Source organism: Brevibacillus antibioticus, assembly GCF_005217615.1.
Taxonomy (GTDB): Bacteria; Bacillota; Bacilli; order Brevibacillales; family Brevibacillaceae; genus Brevibacillus; species Brevibacillus antibioticus.
In genome coordinates, this window is the sequence record NZ_SZNK01000001.1 from 4,465,001 (window position 1) to 4,480,730 (window position 15,730).

Sequence of the window (15,730 nt, forward strand, 5' to 3'; positions counted from 1 at the left end):
CTGATTCCCCATTCAAGTCTAGTATGACGACTTTCGCCCCTTCCTCGGCAAACGTCCGGGCAATCTCCAAGCCAATTCCGCTCGCAGCCCCTGTTACTACTGCCACCTGCTGCTCCAACAACTTCTCCATACCCTGCTATCTCCTCTCCTGTCCCTCATTTTCTCTGTCTATAAACTGGCCGATCTCTGATGAAATTTAAATAATAGAAACGGCGAATGCCAAAATGAACACGACAGCTGTTTTCAAAACGGTGATTGCGAAAATGTCTTTGTACGATTGGCGGTGAGTCAAACCAGTAATCGCGAGCAGTGTAATGACCGCTCCGTTGTGTGGCAATGTGTCCATACCACCAGAAGACATCGAGGCAATACGGTGCAGCAACTCAGGGCTGATTCCCGCAGCATTTGCCATCTCCAGGTATTGTTTGCTCATAACCTCCAGCGCGATCGACATACCGCCCGACGCAGAACCTGTCACACCCGCCAGTACGTTTACAGCCAGTGCCTCCGAAACCAACGGATGATCACTTGCTCCCATAATCCAGCCTTGGATGAGTTTGAAGCCCGGCAATGTTTTCACAACGTTTCCGAACCCAACTTCGGAAGCAGTATTGAAGATCGCCAAGAGAGCGCCCATCGCTGCTGCCGTCAAACCACTCGCCAGCTTGTTTTTGACTTGCTTCACATTGATTAAAATTGCGGCAATAATTCCAAGACAGAGCGAAATAATCAGTGACCAAGAAGAGACAACGTTTTTCACTTTCTCAATCTTAAATGATTCTTTGAGAATCGCTGGATCGTACCACGTCTCTACTGTCCAAATCCCTCTGCTGAACAAATAGTTACCCACGAGCACCAATGCCAGCGGGAGAATCGCAACCCAGATGTTCATATAGGTTTCATTTTTGATCAGCTCTGGCTCATTCGTATGTCCCTCGCCATAGCCTTCCCCAGCAGCGGCAGCTTGCTTGCGTCTGCGATCCAGCCATAGCATCCCGCCAACGAAAACCATGATGGCGCCAATCGTTCCTAGAACAGGTGCAGCATAAGCATCCGTACCAAAATAAGTCGTAGGAATGATGTTTTGAATTTGCGGTGTACCTGGCAAGGCGTCCATCGTATACGTAAAAGCACCGAGCGCGATCGTCCCTGGAATGAGACGCTTCGGAATATTGGCTTCACGGAAAATCGCAGCGGCAAACGGATACACCGCAAAAGCTACAACGAACAGGGAAACCCCGCCATACGTCAAAATCGAGCAAGCCAAAACAACAGCCAAGATCGCACGATTGGAGCCAAGTGCCTTTACAATCGTGTGGGCAATGGACGAGGCGGCACCGCTCAACTCCATGACTTTTCCGAAAATGGCACCCAGTAAGAAAATAGGGAAGAATGATTTCACATAGTTTGCTGCATTCGTCATAAAGGTTTCGGTGTAGCTCGGCAGCAGAGAGATCCCGGAAAGGACAACCGCCAGCAGGGTAAAAATAGGGGCAAATACGATAACAGGATAACCCCGATACGCAAAAAACATCAGGAGACCGAGCGAAATCAAGATGGATAACACTTCAATGATCATATAATTCTCCTTTCAATATTCTCCTCCGCTTACAGAGGAAATGATGTGGATTCACTTGGAGAAAACGCTTTCATATCCAGCTCAATTGCATGGACCATGCCAACTCCAGCCGATTCCAAAAAAATCGTTCTACCACACCCGTTCATCGTACCTCGACTGTTTGTAAGCGGATGATAGCGCTTGCAATTTTTCCGGATTTCCGGAATTTTTTGTCCGGTTTTATGGAATCTAGCAAAAATCTGCCCACTTTTTAGGGATTCTGCTCGAGGGAGGCTACTGGGTTTAAGCGGGAGGTCTTCTTGCTCTATTCCAGAAAACCGGAATCTACCAAAACATTGTTCCTCCAGATAAAAAAAGCCGTGAACCTGGCTCAACGCCACATCCCCGACTTATACGCGCCTCTTGCTACTGGTACTTCTCCCACTTTTCGTAAAAGCTGGACTTGCTGATTTGCAACAGCTTGGCGGCGGAAAGCTTGTTCCCCCCGGCTTGCTGCATCGCTTGGCGAAGTGCTTCCTGCTCAGCCTCTTCCAAGACTTGTTTCAATGGTCGAACGGCATGAGTTGGAACCGACAAGGAGGGGAGTGACCCTTCGTCCGAAACAGGCAACCAGATATGCTCCTTTTTCAGGACATCGTCTTCCATTAGATGAAGGGCTCGTTCCAGCACGTTTTTCAACTCCCGTACATTGCCGGGCCAGGAGTAACCCCTAAATACGTTCCATACTTCTTCATCAATGGTCCTGACCGCAACACCAGTGGACTCGCCAAGCTGTTTGAGCAGATTCGAAACCAGCTCCGGCAAATCCTCCAAACGCTCGCGCAACGGAGGAATCGAAAGTGACACGACATTCAACCGATAATAGAGGTCCGCTCGAAACTTCCCCTCTTTGATGCTTTGAAGCATGTCCGAATTCGTGGAAGCTATTACCCGCACATCGATTGGCGTCGTCCGAACAGCACCTACCCGCTCGACTTCTTTTTCCTGCAACACGCGCAGTAGCTTGGCTTGCAACGGCAACGGCATGTCCCCGATCTCATCCAACAGAATGGTTCCGTGATTAGCCAGCTCGAACTTTCCTTTTTTTCCGCGGCGAACAGCTCCAGTAAACGCACCTTCTTCATAGCCAAACAGCTCTGATTCGAGCAAAGAATCTGGAATAGCGGCACAATTCACCCGAATGAAAGGACCCATTTTGCGCTTGCTCTCGGCATGAATAGCGTGGGCAAACAGCTCCTTGCCCGTCCCGCTTTCGCCTGTGATGAGCACAGTCGAATCGCTTTTCGCAACTTTCAGAGAAAATCCTTTAAGCTCCTGCAGCTTCTGGCTGTACCCAACGATTTGGTCAAAATGATAGGTAGCCCCCATTCGCCGCCGCAACTCTTTCTTATAATAGGTCAGCTCATCCTTCAGCTGAGCAACCATCGCAGCCAAGGCAGTAAGCTCTTGCACATCCTGGAACAGCACCGTTCCCAGAACGGCAATCACTTTACCTTCGTCCATGATCGGGATGCGGTGCGCAATCATATTCTGTCCTTTTATTTGCTGAATGTCTGCGATCTCGGCAACACCTTCCTGACCGACAATATGCATCCGCGTGTTTTCGATGACATCCGTCACTGGCTGTCCGATCACGTCCTGTACATTCAGGAATTCCCGATAGCTCCGATTCAATAAGAGTATTTTTCCATCCTTGTCCGTTACGATCATTGGTTCATGGGCATTTTCAAAAACGACCTCAAGCAATTTGCTCATCTGCTGGAGATTCCAATCCAAAACCGGCTCCCCCTTTGTCTGAATACGCTGTGTAAAAATTATACAGGAACGATCAGGGGAGGTGCTGTAATTGCTTGACCAATCGCTTGGGAGCCGCGCACATATAGCCTTCCCGTATGTAATCCTCGATTTCACCATAGCTAGTCACGTTTTTGTCCAGGATCGAAACCCAGCCGTGATGGCCGATGTACGGCGTCTTGTAAAAATGCTCCTGCACAAGCAAAATCTCTTGGGTCGTCTTCAGCACCTTCACAGAAAGGGAGGGGCCTTCAATGCCCCCCTCTCCCAAAATGACAAACGGCTTGTCGTTTACGCGAAACGAGGTATGTCCAAAAGCGTCTACCTGCTCCGTTACTTCTGGCAATCGCATCGCCAGCTCGCGAACAGCAGCTACCATCTTCAACCCTTCTATAGAAGAAATCTGTTCGTGCACCATCTGGTTCAAGCCTCCCTGTGGTTCCAAACGCTTATATACCAGTCTGTTCTGTACTTTGCACCACGTTTCCTTCCCTCATACGATAAAGCGGCAAAATAAAGCTGAGACCCATGATCATCAGGAATGCAGCGATCCCGTATATGACTGCGAGCGGAAGATGTAGGTTCAATACCCCCGTAATACTCATCATGACGACCATGGAGCCTGTAAACAACGGGGTCAGTATTCCATTCACCCGACCAATAAAGGTACTCTCGGTATTTTTAAGCAGCGTGGTGTTGATCCCCATTTGAATGGAGGGCAAGAGCAATCCCGCGATGAACTGGACGGTTGAGAAAACTGAGAGAGAATGGCTGAAATGAGTGTGGCAAAAAAGATGGCCTTCCACGAGCCGTAAACGAAGGTAAGCAGCACTCCGACAACCGATAGAGCACTCAGCACCTCACACCAGACCATCGTTTTTCTCGGTTGCCAGCGGTCGGCGAACGGATCTTCTCCTGTATGGTCCATCACAAAGAGCAGAATCGCCATGTTGCGCACCCATACTCCGATTTGCAACAAAAATCCTGATAACAAAATAGTCCTGACATAGCGGTTTTTCAAAACATTTGACATAAAAAAGCCCCCTTATCCGTTGCGAACTGGACAGAAGGCTACGCATATTATCGTCAAAAAGACATAGAAACCCTTTGGTGAGTCTAAAAAGGATCTACCATCTATACGCCAATATACACATACTACGCCTATCCAACAACGCATCGTTTTATCCGATTAGTTTTGTGGAAATAGGAGTTAGCAGATGATTGGTTTAATGGTCACCCTTTCTTGTAGAATGACCCAAAGGTACCACAAAAAGTAATCCTGAGACAAGAAAAATTCACTTGATCTTGTCCTATGCCTTGTCGACAAGTGTGATGCGCTCTGCTGCGGGAATGCGCGGCTGAGCGCCAGGGATCGCGGCGGGATAACCAATATGCAGGTTCCCCAGCACTTTTTCACCTGGTCGAATGCCCATCGCTTCACGGAATTCCGGTTCGTGTATCCACGGGTACGTCTCCCACGTCAGACCGATGCCTTTTTCCCACGCTAGCAAGCTAAAGTTATGAATGACAATGCTGGTCGAAGCGAAATCGTCCTGACGGGTAATCAGGTTCGGACTTTCTTCCATGATGACCGTCATCAGCATCGGAATCGCCATGATTTTATTGTAAAACTTCTCGCCGACTTCTTTCTTTTTCGCCGGATCAATCTCCCGCTTTTCCTTCATAATCCGCACGGCTTCTGCGATTCTTCTCTTGCCTTCCCCGTACGTCACGATAAAGCGCCACGGTTGTGTCATGTGATAATTTGGCGCCCACACGGCTGTATCCATCAGTTCAGTAACCAGTGCAGGGTCTACCTCACGATCTGTAAAGCGATGAATCGAGCGACGTTCTCTAATCAATTTGGACAGTTCCATTTCTGTCTCCTCCTTCTTCTCATTCCAGAGCCATTCCAACGCCCCCGGAAATCTGGCATTTGCATATTTGCTCAAATGATCCGCCCCTTCGTCCATGAACAGGACGAGCTGATCTGCTGTGAAGCCGCTATCTATCAATATCTCATGCGCTTCTTTTGTCAGCGGAACCATTTGTTTCTGGACGTTTTGTTTTTTGGTCCCTTCCTTACTGCCGACATCCATGTAGATGCGCAGCCCGGGATGGTACATTTTCTTTTCCCGCATAAACGAAACCATGCCTTCATACCAATACGATCCCGAGATGCTGCCGATTTTCGTGAAAACATCCGGGTATTGGTGCGCAGCGTACATCGAGATCAAGCCACCTAGCGAAAATCCGATGATCCCTGTTTTTTCAGGCCTAGGGTCTGTTCTGTACTTGCTGTCGATATACGCCTTACATTCATTGGCGACGTAAGAAAGATACTCATCTCCTTGTCCGCCAAAATCAATGTTGCGCTCAGGCGAGATCGCTTTGGAAAACCAAGGCGTATAGTCATCCCTGCGGTTTTCTGGTTGGATGCCGACGAGAATTAGCTCAGGAATTTTTCCCTCTGCAAACTGATCTTCGATTACATCGAGTGCCGTACTAAACGCAGGGTCAAACAAGTCACCGCCATCATGGACATACATGACGGGAAAACGGGACGTACTCTTGTCATAGGATGGCGGCAAATATACGAGCAGTGCTCGGTGATGGCTTACGTCTGCTAACAATTGTCCCTTCACAATTTGCACGTCCCCTCTTTATTTTTTTCTTCTACTCAGTAGATAGAAGAAATACGGTACACCGATGATCGAAATGACGATACCCACTGGTAGTTCAATGGGTGTGAACACCGTTTTGGCGATAAAGTCCGCTGCCACGACCATGAGCATCCCGATTGTTCCTGACAAGGGAAGAACATACCTGTGCTGGATTCCCGTCAAACGCTTCGCAATATGCGGTGCCATCAAGCCGACGAATCCAATGCCTCCGGAAACCGAAACACATGCGCTCACGATCCCGATACTCGACAGCAGGAGAATATTGCGCTCCTTTTCCACGGGCACACCCAGATTCTTGACGGACTCCTCACTCAATTGAAGCAAATCGAGAATATGCACCTTGCGCATCAAAACAGGAATGAGTATGACGAGCCATGGCAGCATCCCTGCAATATGCGTCCAATTGGCACTCCAAATACTGCCCGTGAGCCATACGGCTGCCATTTCAAAATCGTTGGGATTCATTTTTAACGAGAGATACAGTGCCACGGCACCCAATCCGGAGCCAATCGCGATCCCCACCAGAATCAGTCGTTGTGGGTCAAGTGCTCCGTTACGCCAAGCAAATAGATAAATCAGTCCAGCCGCAAGCAATCCGCCTGTCAAACCAAACAACGGCATGGCCATGATGGAATACCAGCTCGCATCCATGAATTGTCCACCGAAGAAAAACATAAAAGCGACGATAGCGGCTCCTGCCCCAGCATTAATGCCCAAAATCCCCGGATCAGCCAGCCCGTTACGGGTGATCCCCTGAATGACGGTACCAGCGACCCCCAATCCAAAGCCCACTAACGCCGCAATAACAATCCGCGGCAGGCGGAAATCGAAAATAACCAAATCATATTCCGCTACAGGATCAATACGCAATAACGTACGGATGACATCCAGCACCGTCATGTCAAATGCACCGTTGGTCAGGCTGATATAAATTGCCAGCAAAGTCAAAGCGATGTTGACGAAAAATAGCAAACGAAATTTACCTTTTCGATTAGGCATGCTTTCCCCCTCCTCTCTTGTAAATCAAATAGAGGAAGAACGGAACGCCAATAAAAGCCGTCACCACACCGATTGGGGTCTCAAACGGACTGTTCATAAATCGGCTGAGAACGTCAGACAAGCCGAGGAAAATACCGCCCAATAAACCTGCGCATGGAATGATCCATCGATAATCGAGACCTACCAAAAAGCGGGTAATGTGGGGAATGATCAGCCCGACAAAGGCGATTTTTCCTGCCAACGCTACGGAAATGCCTGTCAGAATGACAACAGCGGCTGTTGCCAGCACTTTGACCATCACCGTTCTCTGTCCGAGACCTCGAGATACTTCGTCGCCCAAGGATAAGATCGTAATAGATTTGGACAAAAGAAGTGCTATGACAATACCCACGATGGCAAAAGGGACCGCTAGCTTCACCAACTCAGGCTCCAAGAGATGCAGCCTCGCATTGTACCAGAAGCTGACGTTTTGCGAGACTTGAAAATAAGTAGAAATCGCGGCTGAAATACTGCTCAGAAAAGTACCTGTAATCGTACCGATGACCGCCATCCCTACTGGCGTTAAGCCGTTCGGCAACAGTCGGGAAAAAGCGAGAACCATCGCAACCGCGAGTGCGGAACCGATCAAGGACATGGTAATCATCGTGACACTCGTAGCAGATGGAAGGAAAACCATGCACAGCGTAACGGCAAAGACCGAACCGTCAGACACGCCCATAATAGAGGGGGACGCGAGGTAATTCCTCGTCATCCCCTGCATCAACGCTCCTGATATCGCTAGAAATGCTCCGATCATGAGTGCGCCCAAAACTCTTGGCAAGCGAGAATGCATGACAATTTGATGATCGACATTCCCTTCATCAAAGGCAGAGAAAGCTTGATAAATCGTCCCCGCATCAATCGGCTTGGCCCCGTAATGAATGGAGAGCAAGATTGTAAGCAGGATCACCAATGGCGAAACAGCTAGTATGATCATGGAAGTTGCTTTTTTGGATTGCATAGCCTACCCTCGCCTACTTTTACTTGGCAGACAATTTTTCTACAGCCGCCTTCAGGAATTGTGTTTTGCTCCAAGCAGTACCGCCTTGTGCGAGAGGATCAACCACGTTTACGTAAACCTTGCCGTTTTTCACTGCATTCACGCTCTTCCAAATCGGGTTGTTCTGCAAATCTTCCAATGCATTTGGCTTGTCCTTATTCTCGTCTGGAGAGAACTGGATGAACAGGTAGTCCGGGTTGATCTGGCTGAATTTCTCCATGGAGATCATTTCTTGTGCCTTCGCCGCTTTTACTTCTTCTGGTGCTGTTAAACCAAGGTCTGCGTACAGAGCTGGGTTGAAGAACACCTTCTCTGGATAGATGCCGATATTTCCTTGGCGCAGACGAATCACCAATACTTTTGTATCCTTCACGCTGTCTCCCAATTTTGCTTTTGCCGCTTCAATCCCTGATTTGTATTCATTGAGCGCTTTTTCTGCCTCAGCTTGCTTGCCAGTCAGTTCACCCAACAATTGCAGGTTCGCTTCCCAGTTGGTTGAAATGTGAGAAACAGGGAAGGTAGGTGCAATCTTGTTTAGCTTTTCAGCCATTTCTGGTGGAAATTTGCTACTACCCAAGATCACGTCCGGCTTCAAGGACAGGATCGTTTCCAGATTCGGTTGGATTTTTTCCCCAATCGATGTGGCTTGACCCGTAATCGGTGCAAACATCTCCGGGAATTTGCCGCCGACAGAAATCGCGCCTACCGGGTTTACGTTCAGCACAAGGGAATCTTCCATGGACTCCATGCTTCCTACAATGACGATTCTCTCTGTTTTGCTAGGAACGGTATATTCTTTATCCAAATATTTGATCGTGCGTGTCTCTGCTTTATTGGCTTCATCGGCCGGCTTTTCTGCTGAAGCCGTTGTCGCAGGTGCTGCAGCAGGTGCAGTCGTGTTATTCGCTGCTTCTTTTCCTCCGCCGCACGCTGTCAGAGCCAATGTCAGCGCTGCAATGCTCAAGCCTAGGTATATCTTTTTCATTCTTGAAAGACCCCTCTCAGAAATGTAATGTCTCACTTCGGATTAGTGATAACGATTATCATTCGTGATTATAAAGCATCCACTCATGCCCGACCATGGACGAAATCCAGAATCAACATGGACGATCTCCTGAAAACAATCTCACACTCTCTTCCACGATCCGTTCATGAGCCGTTGCCGAGTATTCTCGCCAAGGGTCCGACATAATGACATGCGCCCGATTGTTGCGGACTGCTTGGATCTCTTGCCATGGTCCCGATGCTCTCAAGGCTTGGAAGCATGCCAACGTTTCAGCCTCTTGGCAAACCAACAGCAGCAAGCGATCTGGCGCGAGCACAGCCAATTCCTGTACAGTGACAGGCTGGTCGTACTCGTGCTGCTCCGAGACAAAAGCAGGATTGACTTGTAGATCCTGATAAAACACTTCCTTCATGCTGCGATTGCAGTGGACATAGAGCTGGTTTTTTAACATCCGCACGATGAGCACCGTCTCATCGTCTAGAACGTGTTGAAGCTTTGCTCGGGCCCTCTTCACCTTTTTCTCATACTCGCAAAGCCAATGATGCGCTTCCACGGACTCACCCAAAAAGTCTGCCATAAGCTGCAGTTGTTCTTTCCATCCCCGCTCTTCAAAGGGTACATACAAGGTGGGCGCAATCTCATTCAGTTGCTTCTGTTCCTGCAAACTCGTCTCGGCCAAGCCAATGATGACGTCCGGCTTGGCATCGCGAAGCATTTCGATGTTGCCTTTCCAATTCTGGTTAATTCGAAACGCGCTCAGATGTACCGGGATATCGTGTCGATAGCTGTGATGATAGTAAGCCGTCCATTTCGGGTGTAGAGGCGCCGCGTAAGGAATCATTTTTAAAGCCAGCAAATGCCCGATGATGGTTGAGCCGTACGCCGCAATTTTTCGTTGGCGGCTTTTCATATAGAGAGTCGGTGAAACACCAACAGCCTTCTTGAATTTTCGACTAAAGTAAAATTCGTCGTTGTAGCCCACTTGATGAGCGATATCGCGCAGCTTGGCATGCGACTGCACCATCATCTGCTTCGCCCGGCTGATGCGAATCTCCGCCAAATAGTCCATAGCTGAGGTGCCGTACGTTTTTTTGAACAGATCGACGAAATATTTTGGACTTACCTCTGCGATGCGAGCCAGCTGTTCAATCGTCACATTTTCCGCGTAATGCTCTTCCATATGTGCACGTGCCCGCTCAAGCGCCATTCCAGAATCTGTGGCCGAGAAGTGAGCATGCTTGACGATGTGGTACCATAGCTCTTGAAACGTATGTTGGCTTCGAAAACGCTCGAGTGCCGTCTCCTGCTTCCATAGATTCTGGATCAAATCACAATAGATAGGCAGCTGCCCTGCCGATTGGACAGAGATCTCCCCGCGAAAAGGAAATAGGTCCTTTTCCCGAAGGGCTTGGAAGCGCCAATGTCTGTCTCTCGTTTCCATAAAAACATCAAAGCGAAGCATGTACATCTCCAAATGATCAGTCGAATCAGGGACGATGCCAAACGTAAGCATAGGAGGACATACGTAAATCGCGTCCTGCCGCAATTGGTACTCCTCGTTTTCCAGTCGCAGGCGCCCTCGTCCCCCGGTTACTACCAGCAAAATATACGTATGAGTGAATTGTTGGCGTAGTCGGTCATGTCCTTGTGCTTTGAGCCATGTAATGTCACGCAGCTTAAAAATGGCTTCTGCCATGGTCTTCTCTGTGAATTGTTGAACCAAGGCTTGTGTTTCGTTCATGTTCTCACCTCTGCCCGATCCTCTATGTAAATATTGATAATCATTCTCAATATCATCAATAGAGAAAGTATATCAAAAGTGACGCTTGCTTCCTATCAGGAATATGTAATCGACGAGCAAACAATCATCAAAGCGCTGTGCAGACCTCTGGAAATGCAAAAAGCGAAACCGCGTCCAAATTGGTCCAATCTGGAAGTATCTCAGAGGTGGACGCCTAAAGACGTGTTTCGCTTTTTGCATGAAAGAAAAAACCTATTGTTCTTGTTCTACCGCGGAAGTCTCGAACAAATAGAAAATGTAATCGGAGGAAGCTCCCGCGTGACCCATTTGTCTGAGCATGGCGGAGATATTGCCTCGGTGATAGGTTCCGTGGTTGGCGACGTGCTGGACGATGTCGGCATAACGAGCATGAACCGTGCCCAATACAGGATGCGTATAAGGCGAGGTGTCTTCCATCGAGATTTGCCCGAAGAAGTCTCTGAACTGCTGGGCTGATTCGGCAAACCGTTTTCGCAGCTCGTGTACGTTCTTCCCTTTTAATTCTTGCAAGAGAACCCCTACTTTTAGTCCTACCTCTTCGTAGCTCTCCCCCTTCATGGCCAACAACCAAACATAATCGGTCTTGAGAATGTGGGCCAACGTCTGGGTGATGGTCGGAAGCACACTCGGAACCTCCTGCTCACTAACTCCCTCTGGTACCTCCTGCAACCGCTCGAATACCTTTTCGTTTGCCCATACATGATATTCGTACAAGCGCAATGCTTCATGCTTCATAATCCATCTGCCTCCATTTACTTTTTCCATCTCTTCTTTGCTTTCAATATAAATCAACTCTACTGACAAAAATGGTCAGTGGATTCAAGTCGATTGATAAAAATGAAATAAATCGGCAGCGATGGCAGCCAAACGCTCTTTTACAAAGGCTGGCTCTTCAACCTGAATGGATTTTCCGTATGGCAAAAGATAATGTGGCAGGATCGAATGGACCATTTGCTCATCTACTTGAAAGATCACCTGTGCCTCGCTACGCTCGATCACAGTATGTCCGAGATACCAATGCCTGCACAAATCAGCGAGAGACTGTGGCCTTCCTTTGACCTTGATCAAAATAGTGTCGCCCTGCTTGTCTGCTTCCGGTAGTAAATTCGAGAGAAAAAAATGGCGCGCAGAAAATTCAGGAGGGCGTTGAAAGCTGGCATCTGTACGTTGGATCTCATAAACACGATCTGCACGAAAGCTGCGAATGGTGCTACGGAGATGACAATAGGCAACGATATACCAGTTGCCCTTCCAATAAACGAGCCCGTATGGATCGATTTGACGCTTCTGTTTCGTTGTTTGGTAGGCTTTCTGATACTCCATCGAAAGGGTGTACCCATTGGCAACAGACAGCTCCAGTTCCTGTAAGGTAGATTCGAGAGAAGGATCAACAGGAGGCTGAATCACCTCGAAGCCGATACTATGTCGGTCAATGGCGTCACGTTGCTCTTCATTTGTGTAACGTTTTAGCTTGGAAATGGCTCGGTGCAAATCTGCTCCGAAGGGATAACCGGCCTCTTGAGCAAAAGCCGCTGCATGAATCAGGGCTTTTTGCTCGTTGAGGTCGAAAAACAACGGAGCTTCATTGAATTGCTGAAGTAAACTGTAGCCACCATTGTGTCCGGCATCAGAAATGATGGGGACACCGCTCGCACACAGTGAGTCGATATAGCGATAAACGGTGCGAATATTGATCTCGAGAATCTCTGCCAATTGCTTAGCTGTCATTCGCTTACCGGTCTTCAACAGCCACAAAATGGAGAGCATATTATCGGCTTTGGACATGGACTGATTCGCTCCCCTAAAAAGAAATCTTCTGCTTCTACTAATTACCACAGATTTCAATCCATTTCCTCTATCTGCCCCTTCTCCTTTTCTCGACAGGACAGGGCTTTTCTCGATACGCTGCCAGTTGAAACATGTCGGAAACGGTTGAAAAGGTATATTTCTGTTCGCGTAACACCTCAATGACATAGGGCAATGCGTCCACACTCCCCTTCAGCGTGTCTTTCGTACCGCCAGCGGAATGTTGAAGCACGACTGCGCCTGGGGTGACATGTCCCAGGATGTTACTCGCGACCTGTGGACCGGTGAGTCCTTTCCAATCCCAACTGTCTATATCCCACAAAATCATTTCGTAGTCACTCGCCGCAAACAGTTGGATGACCTCCTCATTCACCGCTCCATATGGCGGCCGAACCATCCGAGGTCTCACACCTACTACCTTTTCGATCTGATCTGAGGTACGTTCTACCTGCTCATGAACAGCCAAGAGAGGGATTTTCGTAAAGTCAGGGTGATCCCAGCTATGGTTTCCTACCACGTGACCTTCCTTTACGATCCGCTCCAGTATTTTCGGATTGTACTTCACCATTTGTCCCACACAGAAGAAAGTAGCCTTTACTTGATAGTGGGCGAATATGTCTAACACACGAGGCGTCCACAACTGATCTGGTCCATCGTCAAAAGTGAGTGCGATTTCCTTGGGCCCATTGAGCTTGTTCACAAGCGTTACCCTCCCTATAAGCCAGTATTCTGCTGCTTTGATGCATAGTATGACTGGGCTATCATTTGGTAACGCTAAATCAACCGCTATTCTGGGCTTTTGGCAAAATGGAAGAAGATTCTGCATGAGTATGCAACGCAGAAAAAAATTTTTTAACAACGGTTAATGAATATAGTATAATAGTGATAATGATTTTCATTTTCGTAAAAATTTATACTAGTGCGTATTCAAAAAGTCGACTTTTTGAACTACCTCTATTAGAGAGAGCGTTGGATATACATGGAGGGTTATTCACGACAAAGCATGCTCGAAAGGGAGGATTGTATGGGAAAAGTTTTAGAAGTAAAAGATCTGCATGTGTCATTCGATACGTATGCAGGTGAAGTCAAAGCAGTACGGGGCGTCTCCTTCGATCTGGCAAAAGGAGAAACGCTCGCGATTGTTGGTGAATCTGGTTCCGGTAAATCCGTAACCTCACAAGCACTTATGCGCCTCATTCCTTCTCCTCCTGGACGCATTCCAAAAGGACAAGTTCTTTTTGAAGGAAGAGATTTGGTTACGCTTTCCGAAAAAGAAATGCAGGATGTTCGCGGTCGCGATATCTCGATGATCTTCCAAGACCCGATGACTTCCTTGAATCCGACGATGACTATCGGGAACCAAATCATGGAGAGCTTCATCAAACACCAAAAGCTGAACCGTGCAGAAGCGCATAGCCGTGCTATTGAACTGTTGGAAATGGTAGGGATACCATTTGCCAAAGAACGTGTCGATCAATACCCGCACCAGTTTTCTGGTGGGATGCGCCAACGGATTGTGATTGCCATCGCACTGGCCTGCAATCCAAAAATTATCATCGCCGATGAGCCGACAACGGCTCTGGACGTATCGATTCAAGCACAGATTTTGGAACTGCTAAAGGAATTGCAAAAGAAGATGGGTACCTCGATCATCTTTATTACGCATGACCTTGGTGTAGTTGCTAACATGGCAGACCGTGTAGCGGTTATGTATGCAGGTAAAATTGTGGAAATCGGTAAAGTCGATGAAATATTCTACGATCCTAAGCACCCGTATACATGGGGTCTATTAGGCTCCATGCCTAGCCTCGATTCCAGCGATGACGAGCTGATGTCCATTCCTGGATCGCCGCCGGACATGTTCAAGCCACCTGTAGGTGATGCTTTCGCGGCTCGTAACCCATTTGCGTTGAAGGTCGATCTGGAATATGAACCACCGATGTTCAAAATCTCCGATACGCACTATGCAGCAACATGGCTTTTGCATGAAATGGCACCTGACATCAAGCCGCCTGCTTCAGCTGTGAGACGAAAAGTCAATTCTAATGAGGCGACTGAGGCTCCAATAAGCACCAAAAAAACGTTCAACTACGAGAACCGTGAGAAGCTGGTTGAAGTCAAAGATTTGAAACAGCATTTTGACCTCGGAAATGGTCATACGCTGAAAGCTGTAGATGGTATCACCTTTGACATCTACAAAGGGGAAATCTTCGGCCTTGTGGGTGAATCCGGTTGCGGTAAATCCACCACCGGACGAACCATCCTTCGCCTGTACGATGCAACTGGCGGAGAGGTCTTGTTCAATGGACAAAGTGTACACGGAAAGAAAACACTCGAAGAAAAGAAATGGCTCAACCGCAAAATCCAGATGATCTTCCAAGACCCGTACTCGTCGTTGAATCCACGTCTGACCGTATCTGACATTATTGCGGAAGGTCTGGACATTCATCGTCTGGCGAACAAGGAAGCACGCATCGCCAAGGTACACGAGCTGTTGGAAACCGTTGGCCTCAACCGCGAGCACGCAAACCGTTACCCGCATGAGTTCAGCGGCGGACAGCGCCAACGGATCGGGATTGCACGGGCATTGGCTGTTGATCCGGAATTCATCATTGCCGATGAACCGATCTCTGCCCTCGACGTATCCATTCAGGCGCAGGTCATTAACCTGCTCAAGCGCCTGCAAAAAGAAAAAGGCCTGACCTATCTGTTCATCGCCCATGACCTGTCCATGGTTAAATACATCAGTGACCGCATTGGTGTGATGTACCGCGGACGTATTGTGGAGCTGGCAGAAAGTAATCGCCTGTACGAGAATCCGATTCATCCGTACACCAAATCGTTGCTCTCGGCAATTCCATTGCCAGACCCTGATTATGAGCGCAACCGTAAGCGCATCGTTTTCGATGATCAGGAATATTTGCGAGATCAAGGGGAAGAACGCGTCTTGCGTGAAGTTGAGCGCGGTCACTTTGTCGCTTGCACCCAGAAAGAATTCGAAAGATACGGCGGCGGCGTTTTGGTGTAAACCTTATACAGAAAA

At 48.3% G+C, this 15,730-nt stretch carries 13 protein-coding genes and 1 pseudogene (1 of these 14 only partly in view); 1 reads left to right on the plus strand and 13 read right to left on the minus strand.

Features of this window, described 5'->3' with window-relative positions; genetic code table 11:
• The 13 genes and pseudogenes from E8L90_RS21405 to E8L90_RS21465 all read right to left on the minus strand — a co-directional run.
• On the minus strand, positions 1–130 hold the 5' end (the start) of the coding sequence (locus E8L90_RS21405; RefSeq protein ID WP_137031292.1) for a 3-hydroxybutyrate dehydrogenase. 656 nt of this gene lie to the left of the window's left edge; 130 of the gene's 786 nt are visible here — the first part of the coding sequence; it begins with the start codon at positions 128–130; its stop codon lies beyond the left edge, outside the window.
• Positions 131–196: 66 nt separating this feature from the next.
• Positions 197–1,579 carry a GntP family permease gene (locus E8L90_RS21410; RefSeq protein ID WP_137031293.1) on the minus strand — a complete coding sequence of 461 codons (1,383 nt, stop codon included), beginning with the start codon at positions 1,577–1,579 and terminating at the stop codon, positions 197–199.
• Positions 1,580–1,984: 405 nt separating this feature from the next.
• Positions 1,985–3,355 carry a sigma-54 interaction domain-containing protein gene (locus tag E8L90_RS21415; protein ID WP_137031294.1) on the minus strand — a complete coding sequence of 457 codons (1,371 nt, stop codon included), beginning with the start codon at positions 3,353–3,355 and terminating at the stop codon, positions 1,985–1,987.
• A gap of 52 nt (positions 3,356–3,407) precedes the next feature.
• A complete protein-coding gene (locus E8L90_RS21420) occupies positions 3,408–3,791 on the minus strand; it encodes an MmcQ/YjbR family DNA-binding protein (protein WP_137031295.1) in 384 nt (127 codons plus the stop codon).
• Between the two features lie 324 nt (positions 3,792–4,115).
• Positions 4,116–4,406 (minus strand): annotated as a pseudogene (locus E8L90_RS31485) (MFS transporter); the annotation flags it as partial.
• A gap of 277 nt (positions 4,407–4,683) precedes the next feature.
• A complete protein-coding gene (locus tag E8L90_RS21430) occupies positions 4,684–6,018 on the minus strand; it encodes an alpha/beta hydrolase-fold protein (RefSeq protein ID WP_244297342.1) in 1,335 nt (444 codons plus the stop codon).
• Between the two features lie 18 nt (positions 6,019–6,036).
• A complete protein-coding gene (locus E8L90_RS21435) occupies positions 6,037–7,056 on the minus strand; it encodes a FecCD family ABC transporter permease (protein WP_137031297.1) in 1,020 nt (339 codons plus the stop codon).
• Positions 7,049–8,056 carry a FecCD family ABC transporter permease gene (locus tag E8L90_RS21440; protein ID WP_137031298.1) on the minus strand — a complete coding sequence of 336 codons (1,008 nt, stop codon included), beginning with the start codon at positions 8,054–8,056 and terminating at the stop codon, positions 7,049–7,051. The genes E8L90_RS21435 and E8L90_RS21440 overlap by 8 nt, the downstream gene beginning before the upstream one ends.
• 19 nt (positions 8,057–8,075) lie before the next feature.
• Entirely contained in the window at positions 8,076–9,080 is a 1,005-nt protein-coding gene (locus E8L90_RS21445; RefSeq protein ID WP_137031299.1) for an iron-hydroxamate ABC transporter substrate-binding protein, read from the minus strand.
• Positions 9,081–9,192: 112 nt separating this feature from the next.
• Positions 9,193–10,842, minus strand: a complete 1,650-nt coding sequence (locus E8L90_RS21450; protein ID WP_137031300.1) for an AraC family transcriptional regulator — start codon at positions 10,840–10,842, stop codon at positions 9,193–9,195.
• A gap of 252 nt (positions 10,843–11,094) precedes the next feature.
• The gene (locus E8L90_RS21455; protein WP_137033555.1) at positions 11,095–11,616 is read right to left on the minus strand and encodes a DinB family protein; all 522 of its coding nucleotides are present in this window, start codon (positions 11,614–11,616) and stop codon (positions 11,095–11,097) included.
• 84 nt (positions 11,617–11,700) lie between these two features.
• Complete coding sequence (locus E8L90_RS21460) at positions 11,701–12,666, minus strand: helix-turn-helix transcriptional regulator (protein ID WP_137031301.1); 966 nt, start codon at positions 12,664–12,666, stop codon at positions 11,701–11,703.
• A 70-nt stretch (positions 12,667–12,736) separates the two neighbouring features.
• Positions 12,737–13,387: a polysaccharide deacetylase family protein gene (locus E8L90_RS21465; RefSeq protein WP_244297344.1), complete on the minus strand. Its 651-nt coding sequence runs from the start codon at positions 13,385–13,387 to the stop codon at positions 12,737–12,739.
• A 324-nt stretch (positions 13,388–13,711) separates the two neighbouring features.
• On the opposite strand from E8L90_RS21465, the gene E8L90_RS31140 reads away from it, so the two are divergent.
• The gene (locus E8L90_RS31140; RefSeq protein WP_137031302.1) at positions 13,712–15,715 is read left to right on the plus strand and encodes an ABC transporter ATP-binding protein; all 2,004 of its coding nucleotides are present in this window, start codon (positions 13,712–13,714) and stop codon (positions 15,713–15,715) included.
• Positions 15,716–15,730: the final 15 nt, after the last annotated feature.

Excerpts from the sequence above, each read along its gene's own strand:
- E8L90_RS21420 (WP_137031295.1), bottom strand. The coding sequence starts at position 3,791 with ATGGTGCACGAACAGATTTCTTCTATAGAAGGGTTGAAGATGGTAGCT.
- E8L90_RS21450 (WP_137031300.1), bottom strand. The coding sequence starts at position 10,842 with ATGAACGAAACACAAGCCTTGGTTCAACAATTCACAGAGAAGACCATG.
- E8L90_RS21445 (WP_137031299.1), bottom strand. The coding sequence starts at position 9,080 with ATGAAAAAGATATACCTAGGCTTGAGCATTGCAGCGCTGACATTGGCT.
- E8L90_RS21440 (WP_137031298.1), bottom strand. The coding sequence starts at position 8,056 with ATGCAATCCAAAAAAGCAACTTCCATGATCATACTAGCTGTTTCGCCA.
- E8L90_RS21455 (WP_137033555.1), bottom strand. The coding sequence starts at position 11,616 with ATGAAGCATGAAGCATTGCGCTTGTACGAATATCATGTATGGGCAAAC.
- E8L90_RS21460 (WP_137031301.1), bottom strand. The coding sequence starts at position 12,666 with ATGTCCAAAGCCGATAATATGCTCTCCATTTTGTGGCTGTTGAAGACC.
- E8L90_RS21410 (WP_137031293.1), bottom strand. The coding sequence starts at position 1,579 with ATGATCATTGAAGTGTTATCCATCTTGATTTCGCTCGGTCTCCTGATG.
- E8L90_RS31140 (WP_137031302.1), top strand. The coding sequence starts at position 13,712 with ATGGGAAAAGTTTTAGAAGTAAAAGATCTGCATGTGTCATTCGATACG.
- E8L90_RS21435 (WP_137031297.1), bottom strand. The coding sequence starts at position 7,056 with ATGCCTAATCGAAAAGGTAAATTTCGTTTGCTATTTTTCGTCAACATC.